We start from the raw sequence: 1,892 nt of genomic DNA, 5'->3' as shown, positions 1-1,892 counted from the left end.
TACTGTTATCGGTAAGCGATTTTGAGATCAAACACGAAACAACCATCCCCAACCCTGATGGCGGTGCACCGATGGTGATCAAGAATGATATGCCGCATGCAAACATCCTGTTTGCCACTTCTGTGAACGAAAAACCTTCATTCGATAAGCTATTCAACATTCTGCAAAAAAAGACGCAGGCAATGCCGGAGATCACAAACAATGTACATTTTCAAATGAACAACGATTGGTTTGCAGCCAGCAATTCTCCTGAGCAGGTGAATGCCTTTTTAAGCGGTGGTAACAATAACTTTCCCTTCACCAGCCGCATTAGCGGTAAATCGTTTGGTGGTTATATCGATCTTCAGCGTTTAATGAGATCAGGGGGCCCTGCCATTACTGACAGCAGCGCTAAAGCCGCGTTAGATCTTTCTATTGGCATGTGGCAGGATGTGTTCATGGTCAGCGGTGGTCAAAAAGACGATGCCTTTGTTGGCGAGGTGGAAATAAACCTGGTTGATAAAAGCACCAACAGCCTGAAACAGCTCAACAAATACCTGGATGCAATGGGTAAAACCTTACATCCCAAACGCAATCAAGGCGATGCGCAGGTAAGGTATACCGACCCGGCAGCAGCAGGTCTGGCGGCGCTTGAACCAGTATTACATCCATAAATAGCACTATATTTAAATAAGGAACAAGCCTGCTCACCGGAACAACACCTACGGGCAGGCTTGTTTCATGATTCAGTAATTATTTCGCAGCATGCAACTCCAATTACAGCAGGTGTTACCTGTTTATTTCGATGAAAACCATCGTACCGGGTCCGAAATATGGCGCCAGGACCTCACCTTCACAAAAGGCGAGTATATAAAGATCGTGGCACCATCAGGCAGCGGTAAAACCTCGCTCATGCATTTTTTGTATGGCATGCGCAATGAGTATAATGGTAACATCGTATACAATGCAGCTAATCTCAGGAACTATACGCCGGAAGATTTTGCCGGTTACCGGAAAGATCATGTGAGCATTGTGCTCCAGGACCTGCGCCTGTTTCCCGAACAATCGGTACAGGAAAATATTGAACTGAAACGGCAACTGAATCCTTTTCATCCCGCAGAAAAGATCAGGGAGATGGCGGAATGGTTGGGCATTGGCAACAAGCTGGCATCCAAAAGCCGCATCTGTTCCTATGGCGAACAACAACGCGTGGCCATCATTCGCGCGCTGATGCAGCCCTTCGATTTCCTGTTGCTCGATGAGCCTTTTAGTCACCTGGATGATAAGAACTCGCAGAACGCGATGCAATTGATGCTTGAAGAAGCCAAATTGCGCAATGCGGCCATCATCTTTGCCGACCTGGAACGTATCGACTGGTTTCCGTACACCCGAATTTTTCATTTGTAATCATTACCCGTGGTAGTATCATTTAAACCCATTCGCTCCTTATTGCAAACAGGCACCAACACCGGCTCCCGCTGGTTCTCCTATGTTGGTTTAGGCATTGGCGTATTGTTGTTGTTGTGCTCCATTCAAATGTACATCAACATTCAGCAGTTGTTAGGTAGTGATAGCCAGCGCAAGGAAGGTTCTGATTTTATTTCCATCTCCAAAACCATCACCAATGAAACCATGGGCCAGCTGGAGAAGAACCTGTTCAACGCCAACGATATTAAAGACATTGCTGACAAACCTTTTGTAGAAGGTGTATCGCCGCTCACCGCCAACCGCTTCCGGGTACAATTAAGCGCCGGTGACATTATTCCCTTCAGCACCGATATGTTCCTGGAGTCGCTGGACAATAATTTTATCGACACGGTTCCTCCCAACTTCACCTGGAAGGAAGGACAGGATTACATCCCCATCGTTTTCTCTTCCGACTTCCTGGAAATATACAACGTGTTTGCGCCCGG

The 1,892-nt window shown here is 46.8% G+C and carries 2 protein-coding genes and 1 pseudogene; all 3 read left to right on the top strand.

The annotated features are described in order from the left end of the window. Positions 1-653: hypothetical protein (locus tag ACJ751_RS03465; protein WP_407743979.1), on the top strand; the 653-nt coding region annotated here is incomplete at its 5' end. A 91-nt stretch (positions 654-744) separates the two neighbouring features. Next, positions 745-1,386 (top strand): ATP-binding cassette domain-containing protein, encoded by a 642-nt coding sequence (locus ACJ751_RS03460; RefSeq protein WP_407743978.1) that lies wholly within the window; start codon positions 745-747, stop codon positions 1,384-1,386. Between the two features lie 9 nt (positions 1,387-1,395). Next, positions 1,396-1,892, top strand: a pseudogene (locus tag ACJ751_RS03455) (hypothetical protein); the annotation flags it as partial.

Source organism: Niastella sp. (genome assembly GCF_045805085.1).
Lineage (GTDB): Bacteria > Bacteroidota > Bacteroidia > Chitinophagales > Chitinophagaceae > Niastella.
This window is presented reverse-complemented; position numbering and strand designations above follow the sequence as displayed.